The 15,267-nt window shown below is 68.5% G+C and carries 12 protein-coding genes; 7 read left to right on the plus strand and 5 right to left on the minus strand.

The window, feature by feature from the left end:
* Positions 1-11: 11 nt before the first annotated feature.
* The 3 genes from BLR21_RS33140 (at position 12) to BLR21_RS33150 (ending at position 5,178) form a co-directional block, all read left to right on the plus strand.
* Positions 12-1,595 carry an N-acyl-D-amino-acid deacylase family protein gene (locus tag BLR21_RS33140; RefSeq protein ID WP_090012343.1) on the plus strand — a complete coding sequence of 528 codons (1,584 nt, stop codon included), beginning with the start codon at positions 12-14 and terminating at the stop codon, positions 1,593-1,595.
* A complete protein-coding gene (locus tag BLR21_RS33145) occupies positions 1,592-2,989 on the plus strand; it encodes a GntP family permease (protein ID WP_090012345.1) in 1,398 nt (465 codons plus the stop codon). Before BLR21_RS33140 ends, BLR21_RS33145 begins: the two co-directional genes overlap by 4 nt.
* A 98-nt stretch (positions 2,990-3,087) precedes the next feature.
* Positions 3,088-5,178, plus strand: a complete 2,091-nt coding sequence (locus BLR21_RS33150; RefSeq protein ID WP_090012347.1) for an alpha-galactosidase — start codon at positions 3,088-3,090, stop codon at positions 5,176-5,178.
* A 42-nt stretch (positions 5,179-5,220) separates the two neighbouring features.
* On the opposite strand, the gene BLR21_RS33155 is transcribed toward BLR21_RS33150, so the two are convergent.
* Both BLR21_RS33155 and BLR21_RS33160 read right to left on the minus strand, forming a co-directional pair.
* Positions 5,221-6,378, minus strand: a complete 1,158-nt coding sequence (locus BLR21_RS33155) for a hypothetical protein (protein WP_090012350.1) — start codon at positions 6,376-6,378, stop codon at positions 5,221-5,223.
* A gap of 70 nt (positions 6,379-6,448) precedes the next feature.
* Positions 6,449-7,606 (minus strand): FAD-dependent oxidoreductase, encoded by a 1,158-nt coding sequence (locus BLR21_RS33160; protein ID WP_090012353.1) that lies wholly within the window; start codon positions 7,604-7,606, stop codon positions 6,449-6,451.
* 75 nt (positions 7,607-7,681) lie between these two features.
* Between BLR21_RS33160 and BLR21_RS33165 the strand changes: the two genes are divergently transcribed.
* The 3 genes from BLR21_RS33165 to BLR21_RS42860 are packed head-to-tail and all read left to right on the plus strand — an operon-like array spanning position 7,682 to position 10,631.
* Entirely contained in the window at positions 7,682-8,278 is a 597-nt protein-coding gene (locus tag BLR21_RS33165; protein WP_090012355.1) for a TetR/AcrR family transcriptional regulator, read from the plus strand.
* Between the two features lie 35 nt (positions 8,279-8,313).
* Positions 8,314-9,447, plus strand: coding sequence for a hypothetical protein (locus BLR21_RS33170; protein ID WP_090012358.1), 1,134 nt, complete (start codon positions 8,314-8,316; stop codon positions 9,445-9,447).
* Positions 9,444-10,631 (plus strand): hypothetical protein, encoded by a 1,188-nt coding sequence (locus BLR21_RS42860; RefSeq protein WP_176929911.1) that lies wholly within the window; start codon positions 9,444-9,446, stop codon positions 10,629-10,631. Before BLR21_RS33170 ends, BLR21_RS42860 begins: the two co-directional genes overlap by 4 nt.
* On the opposite strand, the gene BLR21_RS33180 is transcribed toward BLR21_RS42860, so the two are convergent.
* The 3 genes from BLR21_RS33180 to uvrA all read right to left on the minus strand — a co-directional run bounded on the left by BLR21_RS33180 (position 10,628) and on the right by uvrA (position 14,283).
* The gene (locus BLR21_RS33180; RefSeq protein WP_090012506.1) at positions 10,628-11,092 is read right to left on the minus strand and encodes an SRPBCC family protein; all 465 of its coding nucleotides are present in this window, start codon (positions 11,090-11,092) and stop codon (positions 10,628-10,630) included. The two genes, BLR21_RS42860 and BLR21_RS33180, sit on opposite strands and share 4 nt — an antisense overlap.
* A gap of 129 nt (positions 11,093-11,221) precedes the next feature.
* Complete coding sequence (locus tag BLR21_RS33185; RefSeq protein ID WP_143027994.1) at positions 11,222-11,404, minus strand: hypothetical protein; 183 nt, start codon at positions 11,402-11,404, stop codon at positions 11,222-11,224.
* Positions 11,404-14,283, minus strand: a complete 2,880-nt coding sequence (gene uvrA / locus BLR21_RS33190; protein WP_090012363.1) for an excinuclease ABC subunit UvrA — start codon at positions 14,281-14,283, stop codon at positions 11,404-11,406. Before uvrA ends, BLR21_RS33185 begins: the two co-directional genes overlap by 1 nt.
* 225 nt (positions 14,284-14,508) lie before the next feature.
* On the opposite strand from uvrA, the gene BLR21_RS33195 reads away from it, so the two are divergent.
* The gene (locus BLR21_RS33195; RefSeq protein ID WP_090012365.1) at positions 14,509-15,261 is read left to right on the plus strand and encodes a maleylpyruvate isomerase family mycothiol-dependent enzyme; all 753 of its coding nucleotides are present in this window, start codon (positions 14,509-14,511) and stop codon (positions 15,259-15,261) included.
* Positions 15,262-15,267 lie beyond the last annotated feature (6 nt).

A 15,267-nucleotide genomic window follows, 5' to 3' on the forward strand; every position in this document is an offset into this window, starting at 1 on the left:
GGAGTGCACCGATGGACGACGTCGTCCTGCGTGGACCACTGATCGCCGACGGCACGGGCGCACCCGCCTACCAGGCGGATGTGGGGATCAAGGACGGCGTCATCTCGTCCATCGGGAACGGGGTGAGCGCCACGAGGTCGATCGACGCGGACGGGCTGGTGCTCGCGCCGGGGTTCATCGACATGCACTCGCACTCGGACCTGCGGGTCCTCGCCGAGCCCGGCCACCTCGCGAAGGTCTCGCAGGGCGTCACGACCGAGGTGCTGGGCCAGGACGGCCTGTCCTACGCGCCGGTGAACGACGAGGTGCTCGCGACGTTGCGCGGCCAGCTCGCCGGGTGGAACGACGACCCGCCGGGCTTCGACTGGAACTGGCGCTCGGTCGGGGAGTACCTCGACCGGCTCGACCGCGGCATCGCGGTGAACGCCGCGTACCTGGTGCCGCAGGGAACGCTGCGGATGCTGGTCGTCGGCTGGGACGACCGGCGGCCGACCGAGTCCGAAATGGACACCATGAGGTCGGTTCTCGCGCAGTCGCTCACCGAGGGTGCGATGGGCATGTCGTCCGGGCTCACCTACACGCCGGGCATGTACGCGGACACGTCCGAGCTCGTTCAGCTCTGCCAGGTCGTCGGGCGGCACAACGGCTTCTACAGCCCGCACCACCGCAGCTACGGCGCCGGCGCGTTGGACGCCTACGCCGAGATGGTGGACGTCTCGAAGCGCTCGGGCTGCGCGCTGCATCTCGCGCACGCGACGATGAACTTCCCAGTCAACAAGGGCAAAGCGCCGGAACTGCTGGCATTGCTGGACGACGCCATGGCGAACGGCGCGGACATCTCGCTCGACACCTACCCGTACCTGCCGGGCGCGACGTACCTGAGCGCGCTGCTGCCGTCGTGGGCCACGGAAGGCGGGCCGGAGAGGGCGCTGGCGAGGTTGTCCGATGTGGACATCCGCGAGCGCATCCGGGCCGAGATCGAGGAGACCGGGTCGGACGGCTGCCACGGCGTGCCGGTCGACTGGGACTCCATCGAGATCAACGGCGTCCGCAACGACCGCAACGCGCACCTCGTCGGCGCCAGCGTCCACGCCTCCGCGCTGCGACTCGGACGCGCACCGGCCGACCTGTACTTCGACGTGTTGATCGACGAGCGGATGGGTACCTCGTGCCTCATGCACGTGGGTCACGAGGAGAACGTGCAGGCGATCATGAAGCATCCGGCGCACACCGGCGGCAGCGACGGGCTGCTGGTCGGCGACCGGCCACATCCGCGCGCCTGGGGCACGTTCCCCCGGTACTTCGCGCGCTACGTCCGCGAACTGGGCGTGCTGAGCCTGGAGGAGTGCGTCGAGCACCTCACCGGCCGCGCCGCCAAGCGTTTGCGGCTCACCGACCGGGGTCTGGTCCGCGAGGGCTACGCGGCCGACCTGGTGCTGTTCGACCCCGCGACGATCGCCGACACGGCGACGTTCGACGAGCCGAGACAGCAGGCCGCCGGCATCCCGTACGTGTTCTGCAACGGGGTGACGGTGATCGACGACGGAACCGCCACCGGCTCATTGCCAGGCCATTCACTCAGGAGCCGCCCGTGATCGACTGGTTGCAACACTCAACAGGGGGCTTGCTCACCCTCGCGGTAGTCAGCATCGCGGTGCTGCTGCTACTGATCATCAAGTTCAAGGTAGAGCCGTTCATCGCGCTGATCGTCGTCGCACTGCTGGTCGCCCTCTTGGCGGGCGTGCCGGTGGAGACCCTGGTCGGGTCGGCGCAGAAGGCCTCGGACTCGTTACTGGAGAAGGGCTTCGGCTCGATCCTCGGGCACATCGCCGCGATCATCGGTCTCGGTACGCTGCTGGGCGCGATCCTGGAAGCGTCCGGCGGCGCACAGGTCCTGATGGACAAGCTGATGCACGCGTTCGGCGAGAAGAAGGCGCCGGTCGCGATCGGTCTCGCCGGTCTGATCTTCGGTGTGCCGGTCTTCTTCGACATCGGCATCTTCGTGCTCGCGCCGCTCGTCTACGTGGCGGCCAAGCGCAGCGGCAAGTCGATCGTGCTGTTCAGCATGCCTTTGCTGGCAGGCCTTTCGGTCATGCACGCGTTCATGCCACCGCACCCGGGACCGGTGGCGGCGGCCGGTCTCCTGGGCGTGTCGCTCGGCTGGATCATCATCATGGGTGTCGCGGTGGCACTGCCGTCGTGGTTCGTCGGCGGTGTCCTGTACTCGTACTGGATCGGCAAGCGCATCAACGTGCCGGTGCCGGAGGAGATGCTGGCGGCGGCCGAACTTGCCCGTGAGGACAACGGCGATCGCGAACCGCCGTCGCTCGGCCTGGTGCTCTCGATCATCGGCCTGCCGCTGGTGCTGATCCTCGCCGGCACGTTCGGCTCGATCCTGCTGACCAAGGGCACGCAGGTGTACTCGGTGGCGACGTTCTTCGGCACGCCCGCGGTGGCGTTGACGATCTCGGTGCTGCTCGCGTTCTGGCTGCTGGGTTTCCGGCGCGGCATGACGCGGGAGAAGGTCGCGGAGATGTCCGCCGCCTCACTGAAGCCGGTCGCGATGATCCTGCTCGTCGTCGGTGCCGGTGGCTTCTTCGGCGCCGTGCTGGCCGCCACGGGCATCGGCAAGACGCTGGCGACCGAACTGTCCGGCATCGGCCTGCCGGTGATCGCGCTGGCGTACGTGATCAGCTGCGTCATCCGCATCGCGCAGGGTTCGGCGACGGTCGCGATCGTGACGACCGCGGGCATCGTGGCGCCGGTGCTGGCGGACCTGAACTACTCGCAGCCGCAACTCGCGCTGGTCGTCATGGCCATCGCGTCCGGTTCGATCATCGCCTCGCACGTCAACGACGGCGGGTTCTGGATCGTGTCGCGGTACTTCGGGCTGTCGGTCAAGGAGACGCTGCAGACGTGGACGGTCCTCGAGACCATCCTCTCGGTGGTCGGTTTCGTGGTCGCCGCATTGCTCAGCCTGGTCGTGTAATCGGACACAACTCAACATTCCCCAACGCTTGACAACACCCCGTCCGCATCTCAGGATCGGCACAATGTTCATTTGTGTTTGATGTGGACGGGGCCCGCATGAGCAACACGGAGGTCGTGCACCTGCACGACGACACCTCCAGCGTCGTCATCACCCTCGTGGGCGGGAGCCTGCCGGTCGTGACGCACTGGGGGCGAACGCTCGGTGACCTCGACCAGGCCGCGCTACGTGGCCTGGTCGACGTCGCGTCGTGGACCAACCCGAACAACGCGCCGGACGCGCCGGTGCCGCTCGCGCTGCTGCCCGAGGCCGGGGCCGGGTACGTCGGCCGTCCCGGACTGCGTGGCCATCGCGGCGGCGAGCACTTCGCGCCCGCGCTGACGGTGACGTCGTTCTCCGGCGAGAACGGCTCGATCTTCCGTTACGTCGCGTCGGACGAGGCCGCCGGGCTGACCGTGACCGGCAGCGTGGAACTGTTGCCGTCCGGCATGCTCCGGCTGCGGCACGTCGTCCGCAACGACGGCGAGACGCCGTATGCGCTGGAGGGCCTGGAAACCGCGCTCCCCATTCCCTCTCAGGCCACCGAACTGCTCGACTTCACCGGACGCTGGAGCCGCGAACGCGCGCCGCAGCGGCAGGCGCTGCAGTACGGGTCGTGGGTGCGGGAGAGCCGGCGCGGCCGTACCGGGCACGACGCGACCATCGGGTTGCTGGCCGGCACGCCGGGGTTCTCGTTCCGCGACGGCGAGGTGTGGGCGCTGCACGTGGCGTGGAGCGGCAACCACGTGACGTACGCGGAGAACCTGGTCGACGGCTCGCCCGTCCTGGGTGGCGGCGAACTGCTGCTGCCGGGCGAGATCACGCTGGCGGCGGGCGAGGAGTACGAGTCGCCGTGGCTCTACGCGGCCTACTCGTCCACCGGCATCGACGGCATCAGCGCCGCGTTCCACCGGCAGTTGCGGGAGCGTTCACTGCGGCCACGCCCGGTCGTGCTGAACACGTGGGAGGCCGTCTACTTCGACCACGACCTCGCGCGGCTGAGCTCGCTGGCCGACACCGCGGCCGCCATCGGCGTCGAGCGGTTCGTGCTGGACGACGGCTGGTTCCGGCACCGCCGGGACGACTCCGCCGGCCTCGGTGACTGGTACGTCGACGAGACGGTGTGGCCGGACGGGCTGACGCCGTTGATCAAGCACGTCCGCGCGCTCGGCATGGAGTTCGGGCTGTGGTTCGAGCCCGAGATGATCAACACCGACTCCGACCTCTACCGCGCCCACCCGGATTGGGTGCTCGGACCACGTCCCGGCGTGCTGCCGCCGCCGTCGCGCAACCAGCAGGTGCTGAACATCGCGCACCCCGAGGCGTACGCGTACATCCTCGACCGCGTCTCGTCCGTGTTGTCGGACAACGACATCGCGTTCGTGAAGTGGGACCACAACCGCGACCTGATCGGCTCGCGCGTGCACGACCAGACGGCCGCGTTCTACCGGCTGCTCGACGAACTGCGACTCCGGCACCCGCACGTGGAGATCGAAAGCTGCTCCTCCGGCGGCGGACGGATCGACCTCGGCGTGCTCTCGCGCACCGACCGGGTGTGGACGTCGGACTGCAACGACGCCCTGGAACGCCAGCTGATCCAGCGGTGGACCGGCGTGTTCCTGCCGCCGGAACTGATGGGCGCGCACGTCGGCCCCACGAAGTCGCACACGACCGGGCGCGTGCACGACCTGTCGTTCCGCGTGGTCACGGCGATGTTCGGGCACTTCGGGATCGAGTGGGACATCAACTCGGCCACCGACGAGGAACGGACCGGGCTGCAGGCCGCGATCGAGTACTACAAGGACGTACGATCGTTGGTGCACAACGGTGTCACCGTGCACTCCGACCACCCGGACCCCTCGGCCTGGGTGCACGGAATCGTTGCCGGCGACCGGTCCGAGGCCCTGTTCGGGTACGTGCAGCTCGCGACCTCGGTGCAGAACAAACCGCGCCGGGTGCGGCTGCCGGGCCTCGACCCCGCGCGGACGTACCGGCTGTCGTTCGACGCTCCGGCCGGGCGGCCCAAGCTGATCCAGCGGCTGCCCGCGGACTGGAAGTCCGTGGAACTACCCGGTTCCGTGCTGTCGGAGGTCGGCGTCCAGTTGCCGGTGCTCGAACCGGAGCAGGCACTTCTGTTGCGCCTCAAGTAGGAAGAAGGCCTCGGCGGAGTGTTTCCCGCCGAGGCCTTCCCCTTACCGGCCGGCGCGACTTCCGTCGACCTTGGTGGCCCACCACTTCCCGCCAACGCCCTGCCCGTTGGCCTCACCGCAGACCTTGTCCCCTGCGAACAGGTACTGCGGCCACCCCGCGATGGTGAGCTGTTTCCTCCCGTCCCGCTCGATCGTCCCCACGAGCGAGGCGTCCACGCCCTGCACCTGGAAACCCTCGCTGACGAAGGCGGGCGGCCACTGCACCGCGCAGTCGCCGGAGCAGTTGCTCACCGGCGGTTCCGCGGTGTCGTCGTCGAACCGGTAGAGCGTCATGCCGTCCTTGTCGGTGGCGACGACTCCGAGATCCCCCACGGTCGCACTGGTCAGCGCGATCGCCTTGTTCTGCTGGGCTTTCCTGCCGTCGGCGGCGGTGGCGAACCACTTCGGCACCGTGACGCCCTTGGCCTCACCGGGCTTGCTGTCGTTCTTGAACGTGTACTGCGGCCAGTTCGCGACGGTGAGCTGCTTCTTGCCGTCCGCGCGGGTGACCGTGCCGAGCAGCTTCGGGTCGACGCCCTTCACCCGCGGCGTGTCGCCCTCCACGACGACCGGCGGCCAGTTCTCCGCACAGCCACCGTCGCAAGTGGACTCACCGGGCCTGTCGCCGTCGAACCGGTAGAGCGTGAGGCCCGCGTTGTTGGTCAGCACGGCACCAAGCCCCGCGACGACACCCGTTCGTGCCGCGAGCTGGGTGCGGGCGCCGTCCGTGCCGGTGGCGAACCACTTGCCCTGCAAGCCTTGCCCCTTGGTCTCACCAGGCTTGGTGTCCTTGGCGAACCGGTACTGCGGCATGCCGCCGACGGTGATCTGGCGGCTGCCGTCCCCGCGGACGAGGGAACCGACCAGGCTCTGGTCGACGCCGTTCACCGAGAAGTTCTCACCGGGAACCGTGGCGGGAGGCCAGGTCGCGGCACACGCACCGGCGCAAGTGGACTCTCCCGGCTTGTCGCCGTCGAACCGGTAGAGGGTGAAACCCTTGTCGTCGGTGACAACCGAGCCGAGGTCAACGATCTCCGCGGTCTTCAACGCCACCGCGCCCTCTTGTCGCTGCTGTGCCACCGGCCTGCTCTCCGGCGTCACCGCGCAGGCGGTCAGCGAGATCAACCCCAGCGCGACGACCGCAACACTCCTGCGGATCATCCTGAACCTCCTGGCTAGTGCCTCCGACGCCCATCACACGCAGAGCGAGCCAGAACGGTTCAAACTGATTTCAGAACATCGCGCGCTTCAACGCGGGCACGGCGCTCGCGGTCCTGAGCACGGTCCTGAAGATCGTCCGCGCGACCGGGCCACCGTCGGCGAACTGCCGCGCGGCCTTGAGCGAGTCACGCACGGCCGCGAAGCCGTAGTCGTACATCTCCTTCTCGTACCTGGCGATGGCGTCACCACCTTCGGCGATGCACCGCGCGAGCAGTTGTGCGTCCCTGAGCGCGATGTTCGCCCCGATGCCCCTCATCGGCGTCATCGCGTGGACGGCGTCGCCGAGCAACGTGACGTTCGTCGGCTGCCAGCGTTCGATCGGCCTGGACGACCGGATGCGCCACTCGCTGATCGTCTCGGCGGGCGAGGCCGCGACGATCCTGGTCAGCTCGGGGCTCCACCGCGCGATCCTGGCGAGCACCTCGCGTTGCAGGTCCTGTCCATCGTGGACGGTCAGGTCCATGGCCGCGTAGGCCCACATCAGGTACGGACGGACGTTGTCGAACAACAGACCGTCGTCGTCGGTCACGCCGAGCCCGTCGTGCGCGGCCAGGAACATGCCGGCCCGCGATGTCGGGATGATCGTGTTGGCCCTGTCGACCAACTCCCGCGGCACCCAGTCGTTGTCGTCGAGGAACAGCTTCCCCGCGATCGCCGTGACGCCGATCTTCTCCGTGCCCGCGTGCGGCAGGTACTGCGCGCGCACCCGTGACCGGATGCCGTCCGCTCCGACCAGCACGTCGCAGGACTCGGCCGTGCCGTCCTCGAAGTACAGCTTGACGTCGTCGCCTTGCTCGTAGCGCTCGAACCGCCTGCCGAACCGGACGTCCAGCCCGTCGAGCAGCACCTGCCGGAGCGTGATCCGGCTGGCCGAGTAGTGCTTCTCCTCGTCCGGATCGAGCACCAGCAGCGGCTTGAGCTGCTCGGTCAGGAACCCGAACCCGTTGCCGTCCGTCCCCGCGCTCCGTTCGAACCGCTCCCAGTTCGCCGCGGGTAAGCACTCCTTCAAGGCAGCGGCACCGTGCGGATTGATGTGCACCCGGTACCCCTGCAGGCGATCCGTGCGCGAGAGGTCGCGCTCGTACACCGCCACGTCCACGCCGGCCCTGCGCAACCCGTGCGCCAGGCACAGCCCGCCGATTCCCCCACCGATCACTGCGATCCTCATGCCGGCAAGTTTCAACCGTATGGTTGATTAAGTCAACCCATTGGTTGATAACGACCGGTCGGATACCGTGTCGCCGTGGATCAACGCCGCTCTCCCAGCGCCTCGGAACGCAAGCGCGACCCGGAACGCACGCGGGCCCTGCTCCTGGAGGCGGCCGCGGCGGAGTTCGGCGCGAAGGGATACGCGGCCACGCGCACGACGGACATCGCGGCACGGGCGGGCGTGAACAAGCAGCTGATCTCGTACTACTTCGGCGGCAAGGAAGGCATCTACAAGGAGCTCGCCACGAGCTGGCACTCGTCCGCCGCCGAACTCGCGAGCCAGCACCAGGCGCTGGACGAGGTGGTGGCGGGGTTCGTCATGACCACGCTCAGCGACCACGGCCGCATGTGGGCGTGGGCGAACCTGGCAGGCGACAGCCCACCGACCGACGAGGAGTTCTTCCAGGGCCAGGTGGAGGAGATGCGAGCCCGTCAGGCCGCCGGCGAACTCCCCGCGGGCCTGGACCCCGCGTTCCTGCTGCTGGCACTGATGGCGGCGGCCTCAGCGCCGTTGACGCTGCGGCAGAGCGCGGGCCAGATCACCGGCGAGGACCCCACCACGCCCGAGTTCGCCGCGAAGTACGCGGAGCAGCTGGCGATGCTGGTGCGGCACCTGTCTGCGCGAACCTGACTTCATTCGTCCCCGAACTTCGCTACCTTGCGGAGATGGACGACATGGCGCTCCCCGTCAGCGCGGCGGACAAGCTGTCGTCCGCGATCCAGAAGACGCAGGCCGGGCTGAAGCCCCGGCGCCGCGGCCTGTGGCTGACGCTGGCCGTCGCCCTGGTGGTCGTGCTGGTCTCCGGCGGGATCGTGGGATACCGCCTGCTGTTCGCGCCGCTGTACAAGACGGCGTTCCTGATCGACGCGGCCGGGGGCGACCTGCCGAGCGTCGTCGAGGCGCTGACCGCCGTCGCCGGCAACTCGGGTGAGCGGGACTCCCAGTCGCTGCGCAGTTTCGGCGGCGAGTGCGGCGCGGAGGACAACACCACCCGGCTCGTCGGATTCGGCACCGGCAACCAGGAGGAGATCGCCGAGGCCGCGCGATCAGTGCGGCAGGGCGCGAAAGCCACGCTGCAGCGCGGCATCCTCGAGGCGGTCGGCGACTTCACCACCCCTTTGGCGCTGAAGGCCAAGCAGGTCAACAGGATCATCGTCGTCACCCGGCACGGCGAGGACGCCTGCGACACCGACAGCGCGTTCGTCCGGGCGCAGATCCGCGATCGGGTGGCCACGGCGGGACTGAAGATCGAGTTCCGGTTCGTCGGCTACCAGGTCGAGGACACTCGCGGCCTCACCGACCTGGCGGCGTCGTTGCAAACGCAGGAACCGGCCTTCGCGACCTCACCGGACGAGCTGCGCCGCCATCTGGACTGGTTCGCGAACGTGGAGCCGGTGTTGCGATCGTCGCAGTCGGTCGTCAACGTCCTCAACCCCGCCGTCGAGAAGCTCAACACGGCCACCACCGCGATCAGGAACGGCCGGTTCGACGTCGCCGACGCCGCCCTGACCGACGCCCGCGACGCCGTCGTCGACCTGGAGATCGAGGACCTCGACAGCCGCATCGGGTCCTCGGCCGACGCGGTCCGGTTGCGGGACAAGGCTGTCCGGCTGCGCACCTTGCAGACGGAGGTGGTCGCCGCGGCCGGGACGTTGATCGGGTCGGCGCGGTCCGGAGAGGACCTGACGGACCCGCTGGCCGGCTACTCCAGAGCCGCCGACGCGTACAACGCCGAGGCCGGGACCATGACGAAGGCTCTGACGGACCTGCGCGCGCTTGGCCCGGGAGGCAGGCGGTGAGGCGCCGGGTCGCGGCGGGAGCCGTGGTGCTGCTGGTGCTGGGCCTGGTGACCGGTGGACTCTGGCTCTTCCTCACCCCCGGCCATCGCACGACGTTCCTCGTCGACGCGTCCGACTCCCCGGACTTCCGCGAGGTCGCGGACGCGGTAGGGACCGCCGCGGCGAACATGGCGACCGGTGACGCGCTGGCGTTGCGCAAGTTCGGCGGCTCGTGCGACTCCCCGGCGACGTCCGAGCTGGTCGCACCGGGCACCGGACAGGCGGGTGAGATCGGCGCCGCGGCCCGGGCGATCACCCCGAGCGGCAGGCCGACGGTGCTGAACGGCCTTCTCGCGGCGATCGACGACTTCGCGGGCTTCCGCCCCTTGCACGGCAACGAGACGAACCGCATCGTCCTGTTCGCGCACGGCGGCTTGGACATGTGCGGCAAGAGCCTCGACGAGGTCCGCGCGACCGTCGGTGAACGGGCCGCGCGGGCCCGTGTGACGATCGAGTTCCGGTTCGTCGGGCATCGGCTCACACCCGAGCAGACCAAGGACCTCAACACCATCGCGGCCGCGGCGAACTCCCGGCAACCACCGCTCCCCGCACTGCCCGATGAGCTCGTCACCACGATGAAGGAGATCTCGGTCCCCTCCGGTCTGGTCGCCGGGCGGCTCAGGGCCCCGTGCGACGAGGCGACCCCGGAGGTGCTCGCGGCCGCACATCCGCTGGGGCCCGACGTGCGCTACTTCGACATCAGATGCCAGCAGGACCGGTATGTCCTCTCCACGGCGAACACGACCCCGGCCCGGTTCGACGATCTCGCCGTGCTCTTCGAGTACAAGGACCAGGCTTGGCGGTACCTGCGTTCCGGCACAGTGCTGCCCTGCCTCTCCATTCCGGCGGAGGTGTGGACGGCGTGGGGCGCGACATGCGAGTTCGAAGCCGTCGTCTGCCGTGACGGCGCCCAGAAGGTCACGGACCTCAACGGCGTCGGGTGCACGGCGGCCATCGACATCGCGGACCGCTACCGGGCGGCGACCCAGAGCGGGCAGGCGGAGGGTCAAGGGCTGTTCTGGACCTCAGGCGAGTGGTCGTGTTCGTGGCCCTACGAGGGCGATCTCGCCCACTTCCAGATACCGCTGAAATGCGTGCGGACGACCGACAACATGGTCGTGCAGCTGGGCGACTACCAGCGTTAGGACTCGCGGCTGGCGGCCTTCTCCTCAAGCGCGGCCTTCAGGCCCTTGAAGCCGCCGCGCATCATCACGTCGTGGTTGCCGCGGAAGAACGGCTTCGCGATGAGCACCAGGCGCCGCAACAACGCCTTGTTGACCACGACCTCCTGGTCGAACAGGAGATCGGTACCGCCGTCACGGCCGATGATCTCCCAGCTCGCATAGCCTTCGAGATCACCGGACAACGTGGCGCGCAGGAGACCGGCCTGCTGGTTGCGAATGCTGTGCCTGACCTGCACGACCAGGTCGAACGGCAGGAACGACCGGCACCTGAGCTCGCCGGTCTCGTCGTCGATCTTCGTGGCTCTCCGGACCTCGCGCCACCACAGCGGGTAGTTCGCGATGTCGGACAGCACCTCGTACACATCAGCGGGGGACGCGTCGACGTGCCACACGCTGCGGAAGCGATAGCGGTTCAGTGACACGGCCACCATCATCCCGGATACCTCGTCCGGGTGACAGCTCCTGGGCACATCTCACAGCGGACCGGGAATTCCTCACCGGCTGTACTACGGCTCTAGTGAGACTCCACTGTCTCACTAGGCCGCACGAGTTCACTTGTCGACTAGATGAGGAAGCCGTTCCAGGGCCCGCAACCAACCGACAGCCGCGACGCGGCGGAGTGCCTGCTCCGACGAGTCGAGCACCTCAACGAGGCTGAAGGGGTACGCCGTGGGCTCGCCGCGCGACGCCTGAAGGGCGCGCTCGCGGTGGGCCAGCGCATCGAGTGGGATCATCACCCTGCTGCTGACACCTCCTCATTTTCGAGCACCTGCAGCAAGAACTGCCCCGTGTAGCTCTTCTCGACCTGCGAGACCTGCTCGGGCGTGCCCTCTGCTACGACCATACCGCCGCCGGAGCCCCCTTCGGGACCCATGTCGACGATCCAGTCGGACGTCTTGATGACGTCGAGGTTGTGCTCGATGACGATGACGCTGTTCCCCTTGTCCACCAGGCCGTTGATCACGCCCAGCAGCTTGCGGATGTCCTCGAAGTGCAGGCCCGTCGTGGGCTCGTCGAGGATGTACACCGTCTTGCCGGTCGAACGCTTCTGCAGCTCCGACGCGAGCTTCACGCGCTGCGCCTCACCACCGGACAGCGTCGGCGCCGGCTGGCCCAGCCGCACATAGCCGAGACCCACCTCCACCAGCGTGCGCAGGTGGCGGTAGATGGCGTTGATCGGCTCGAAGAACGCGGCCGCCTCCTCGATCGGCATGTCGAGGACCTCGGAGATCGTCTTGCCCTTGTAGTGCACTTCCAGCGTCTCGCGGTTGTACCGCGCACCCTTGCAGACCTCACAGGGCACATAGACGTCCGGGAGGAAGTTCATCTCGATCTTGATCGTGCCGTCGCCCGCGCACGCCTCGCAGCGGCCGCCCTTGACGTTGAACGAGAAGCGGCCTGGCTGGTAACCGCGGACCTTGGCCTCCGTGGTCGCCGCGAACAGCTTGCGGACGTGGTCGAACACGCCGGTGTAGGTGGCCGGGTTCGACCGCGGAGTGCGGCCGATCGGCGACTGGTCGACGCGCACCAGCTTGTCGACCTCGTTCAGGCCGTTGATCCGGGTGTGCCTGCCGGGCACCTGGCGCGCGCCGTTGAGCTTGTTCGCGAGCACCGTGGCCAGGATGTCGTTGACCAGCGTCGACTTGCCGGAACCGGACACGCCGGTGACCGCGGTGAGCGTGCCGAGCGGGAACGACACGTCGATGCCGCGCAGGTTGTGCTCGCGCGCGCCGACGACGGTGAGCTGCCGCTTCTTGTCGATCTTGCGGCGCTTCGCGGGCATCGGGATCGACTTGCGGCCCGACAGGTAGGCGCCGGTGATCGACTCCTTGTTCGTGAGCAGCTTCTTGTACGGGCCGCTGTGCACGACCTTGCCGCCGTGCTCGCCGGCACCGGGGCCGATGTCGACCACCCAGTCCGACGCGCGGATCGTGTCCTCGTCGTGCTCGACCACGATCAGCGTGTTGCCGAGGTTGCGCAGCCTCGTCAGCGTCTCGATCAGCCGGTGGTTGTCGCGCTGGTGCAGGCCGATCGACGGCTCGTCCAGCACGTACAGCACACCGACCAGGCCGGAGCCGATCTGCGTGGCGAGCCGGATGCGCTGCGCCTCGCCACCGGACAGGGTGCCGGACGCGCGGTCGAGCGAGAGGTAGTCGAGGCCGACGTCGAGCAGGAAGTGCAGGCGGGCCTGGATCTCCTTGAGCACCGCGCCCGCGATCATCGACTCGCGCTTGCCGAGCTTGAGGCCGTCGAGGAAGTCGGAGCACTCCGAGACGCTCATCGCGCAGACCTCGGCGATCGACCTGTCGCCCTTTTTGCCGTGGTGCAGCGTGACCGCGAGGATCTCGGGCTTGAGGCGGGTACCGGCACACGCGGGGCACGGGACCTCGCGCATGTAGCCCTCGTACTTCTCCCGCATGTAGTCGGACTCGGTCTGCTCCTGGCGCCGTTCGAGGAACGGGATGACGCCCTCGTAGTTGGCGTAGTAGGAGCGCTCACGGCCGTAGCGGTTCTTGTAGCGGACGTGCACCTGCTCGTCGATGCCGTGCAGGATCGCCTTCTGCGCCTTGGCCGGCAGGTGCCGCCACTGCGTGTCCATCCGGTAGCCGATGGTCTCGCCGAGCGACTGCAGCAGCCGGGTGAAGTACTCCGCCGTCTGCCCGCCGGCCCACGGCGCGATCGCACCCTCTTCGAGGCTCAGCTCGTCGTCCGTGACCACGAGCTCCGGGTCGACCTCCTTGCGCACGCCGATGCCCGTGCAGACCACGCACGCGCCGTACGGCGAGTTGAAGGAGAACGACCGCGGCTCCAGGTCCTCGATCGCGAGTGGGTGGCCGTTGGGGCACGCCAGGTTCTCCGAGAAGCCCCTGATCCGCTTCGGGTCCGTCTCCGGGAGGTCGACGAACTCGAGTTCGACCAGGCCGTCCGCGAGCCGCAGCGCCGTCTCCACCGAGTCGGTGAGGCGCTGCTTGGACGAGGACTTGACGCTCAGACGGTCGATGACGACCGCGATGTGGTGCTTCTCCTGCTTCTTGAGCTTGGGCACGTCGGCGAGCGCGTAGACGGCACCGTCGACCTTCGCGCGCGAGTAGCCCTGCGTCTGCAGGTTCTGGAACAGGTCGAGGTACTCGCCCTTGCGGCCGCGGATGACCGGCGCGAGCACCTGGAACTTGGTGCCCTGCTCCATCGCGAGCACCTGGTCGACGATCTCCTGCGGCGTCTGCTTGCCGATCGCCTCGCCGCACTGCGGGCAGTGCGGCTTGCCGGCGCGGGCGTAGAGCAGGCGCAGGTAGTCGTAGACCTCGGTGATCGTGCCCACGGTCGAGCGCGGGTTGCGGCTCGTGGACTTCTGGTCGATCGAGACCGCGGGCGAGAGGCCCTCGATGAAGTCGACGTCGGGTTTGTCCATCTGCCCGAGGAACTGGCGTGCGTAGGCCGAGAGCGACTCGACGTAACGGCGCTGCCCCTCGGCGAAGATCGTGTCGAAAGCCAGGCTCGACTTGCCGGAGCCGGACAGCCCCGTGAAGACGATCAGGCTGTCCCGCGGCAGGTCGATATCCACGCCGCGCAGGTTGTGCTCGCGGGCGCCGCGAACAACAAGACGGTCTGCCACTGGGGTCCCTTCGGCTGCGATTGGCGGGTCACTCACGCCACCCTCTCCCGAACAAGCGTTCGAAGAGTACTAGCATCGGATTGGAGGCTGCGACCGACCCGCCGACCATGCTAGGGCGCACCCCTGACAAAAACGGTTCTGGTGGCTATCTCATTCCCCTGAGCTGGCATTACGCATAGGCTGGACGCTTCGATCACGAGCCTCAACGTCGGGGAGAGGCAGCACATGACCTACACGCCGTCCACGCAGCACACGTCCGTACCTGCACCGCGAGGGGTGCCCGACCGGCACATCACCGCCGTGCGGGAGGCGACGGACGTGCTGTACGAGGTCGTCGAGGAGCTGGACGAGGCCGCGGTGCGCGGCCAGAGCCTGCTGCCCGGCTGGACCCGCGGACACGTCATCACCCACCTCGCGCGCAACGCCGACGCGCTGGTGAACCTGCTCACCTGGGCGAAGACCGGGGTCGAGCATCAGGCCTACGCGTCGCGCACGGATCGCGACGCCGACATCGAAGAGGGTGCCCGCCGGCTTCTGCAGGTACTCAAGGCCGACCTGGACTCCGCCTGCCAGCGGTTCGACGTCGCGTGCCGGGAGTTCCCGGCGCACGCGTGGCGTTCGGAGGTCACCGCGCCCAAGGGCCAGTCGATCCCGGCGTCCACGGTGCCGTTGTTCCGCCTGCGCGAGATCTGGATCCACCTCATCGACCTGGACGCGGGCGTCGGGTTCGCCGACCTGCCCGCCGATTTCGTCGAGGAGTTCCTCGACGACGCGGTGAAGCAGTTCGAGGGCAGGGTCGACCCGTTCGGCATCGAGGTGACCCTGCCCGACGGCAGTCAGCGCAGCTGGACCGTCAGCGGTCCGGTGAGCCGCAACTCCGTCAGCGGGTCGGCGAGCGCCGTCCTGGGATGGCTGACAGGCCGGACCGACGGCTCCGGCCTGCGCGGAGAGCTGCCGGACCTGCCCGACTGGATCTGAGTGAGC

This window comes from Lentzea albidocapillata subsp. violacea, assembly GCF_900100275.1.
In the GTDB taxonomy this organism is placed as follows: domain Bacteria; phylum Actinomycetota; class Actinomycetes; order Mycobacteriales; family Pseudonocardiaceae; genus Lentzea; species Lentzea violacea.